4 protein-coding genes are annotated in these 2,060 nt (G+C 50.9%); all 4 read left to right on the forward strand.

The window, feature by feature from the left end:
• Positions 1-201: 201 nt before the first annotated feature.
• Positions 202-462 carry a conjugal transfer protein TrbE gene (locus tag K0778_RS25760; protein ID WP_000864348.1) on the forward strand — a complete coding sequence of 87 codons (261 nt, stop codon included), beginning with the start codon at positions 202-204 and terminating at the stop codon, positions 460-462.
• Positions 455-1,198, forward strand: coding sequence for a type-F conjugative transfer system pilin assembly protein TraF (gene traF / locus K0778_RS25765; RefSeq protein ID WP_039002205.1), 744 nt, complete (start codon positions 455-457; stop codon positions 1,196-1,198). Before K0778_RS25760 ends, traF begins: the two co-directional genes overlap by 8 nt.
• 160 nt (positions 1,199-1,358) lie before the next feature.
• Positions 1,359-1,595, forward strand: coding sequence for a type-F conjugative transfer system pilin chaperone TraQ (traQ, locus tag K0778_RS25770; protein WP_054377141.1), 237 nt, complete (start codon positions 1,359-1,361; stop codon positions 1,593-1,595).
• Positions 1,582-2,060: type-F conjugative transfer system pilin assembly thiol-disulfide isomerase TrbB (trbB, locus tag K0778_RS25775; protein ID WP_153449178.1), on the forward strand; the 479-nt coding region annotated here is incomplete at its 3' end. The genes traQ and trbB, both read left to right, overlap by 14 nt.

Here is a 2,060-nt window from a genome sequence, read left to right on the forward strand (position 1 = left end):
TCCTGACTGTCGGGGGATTACGGTTGATGAGCTGCAGAAAATTCAGTTCGACAGACTGGATTTCACTAACTTCTACGAAGACCTGATGAATAACCAGAAAATCCCGGACAGTGGCGTTCTGACGCAGAAAGTGAAAGAGCAGATTGCTGACCAGCTGAAACAGGCAGGACAGTAAGGTAGGGAAAATAACCGGGGGAAATGATGAAGGTCATATTCACTTCTAATCGTCTTGTTGATTTTCTTATCCGGCTTTTGATTACAGCGATTGTCATTTCCCCGGTAATTATCTGGTCGTGGGATACGGTAAAAGAAACCACTGCAGGTGAGATGCTTGCTGCCTGTTTTGTTATTTTTTACTCCGGTGTGCTCCTGTTTATTCTGTATTTTTGTTTTTCTGCCCTGACTGACCTGCAGAAACCTGATGATGAAAGAAAAAGTGATGAAAGGAATGAAGATGAATAAAGCATTACTGCCACTGTTACTCTGCTGCTTTATTTTTCCGGCGTCAGGAAAAGATGCAGGCTGGCAGTGGTATAACGAGAAAATAAATCCGAAGGAAAAAGAAAATAAACCAGTACCTGCAGCCCCCCGTCAGGAGCCGGACATTATGCAGAAACTGGCCGCACTGCAGACGGCAACAAAGCGGGCGCTGTACGAAGCTATTCTGTATCCCGGCGTGGATAATTTTGTGAAATATTTCCGGCTGCAGAATTACTGGACTCAGCAGGCCGGGCTTTTCACCATGAGCGCCAAAAAAGCCATGCTGGCGCATCCCGAACTGGACTATAACCTGCAGTACAGCCATTACAACGGCACGGTCCGGAACCAGCTGGCGGCAGACCAGGTGCAGCAGCGACAGGCCATTGCGAAACTGGCTGAACACTACGGCATCATGTTCTTTTACCGGGGGCAGGACCCCATCGACGGGCAGCTGGCGCAGGTCATTAATGGCTTCAGGAATACCTATGGTCTGAGTGTTATTCCCGTTTCCGTGGATGGCGTGATTAATCCGCTGTTGCCGGATTCCCGGACTGACCAGGGGCAGGCGCAGCGCCTCGGCGTGAAATATTTCCCGGCCATGATGCTGGTTGACCCGAAACAGGGCAGTGTTCGTCCGTTATCATACGGTTTTATTTCGCAGGACGACCTGGCAAAACAGTTCCTGAACGTTTCTGAAGATTTTAAACCGAACTTCTGAATTACGGATATTTTCCGTTCGTCAGTAAATTCCATTAATTCTGAACCTGATAATAATTCACCATTTATTCCGGTAGTCCCTTATTTAATTCTCTGTATGACAGGAGAGTTTTACTGTGCATAAATATAAATTCTCTTTACCCCGGCTTGATATTACGGGAATGTGGGTATTTTCCCTGGGTGTCTGGTTTCATATCGTCGCCCGTCTTGTTTACAGCAAACCCTGGATGGCTTTTCTTCTGGCGGAGTTGATTGCGGCCATCCTTGTGCTGTTCGGCGCATACCAGGTGCTGGATGCATGGATTGCCCGTGTCAGCCGGGAAGAGCGTGAGGCACTGGAAGCCAGGCAACAGGCCATGATGGAAGGGCAGCAGGAGGGCAGACATGTCTCTCATTAAATCACTGTTGTTCACCCTGTTGCTGGCAGCCGCTGCCGTGCAGGCCTCCACCCGGGATGAAATTGAACGACTCTGGAATCCGCAGGGCATGGCCGCGCAGCCTGCACAACCGGCAGCAGACACATCAGCCAGGACAGAAAAGCCGGCTCCCCGCTGGTTCCGCCTCAGCAACGGCAGGCAGGTTAACCTGGCCGACTGGAAGGTGGTGCTGTTTATGCAGGGGCATTGCCCTTACTGCCACCAGTTTGACCCGGTACTGAAGCAGTTGGCACAGCAGTACGGCTTTTCCGTTTTTCCCTACACCCTGGATGGTCAGGGGGATACCGCCTTTCCGGAAGCATTACCGGTGCCACCGGACGTGATGCAGACCTTCTTCCCGAATATCCCGGTGGCCACACCGACCACCTTCCTGGTCAACGTCAACACGCTTGAGGCATTACCGCTTTTACAGGGGGCAACGGATGC

Source organism: Escherichia sp. XD33, assembly GCF_019375075.1.
GTDB classification, from domain to species: Bacteria; Pseudomonadota; Gammaproteobacteria; order Enterobacterales; family Enterobacteriaceae; genus Enterobacter; species Enterobacter flexneri_A.

Coding starts and splice junctions, on each gene's coding strand:
- traF (WP_039002205.1), top strand. CDS start 455: ATGAATAAAGCATTACTGCCACTGTTACTCTGCTGCTTTATTTTTCCG.
- traQ (WP_054377141.1), top strand. CDS start 1,359: ATGTGGGTATTTTCCCTGGGTGTCTGGTTTCATATCGTCGCCCGTCTT.
- K0778_RS25760 (WP_000864348.1), top strand. CDS start 202: ATGAAGGTCATATTCACTTCTAATCGTCTTGTTGATTTTCTTATCCGG.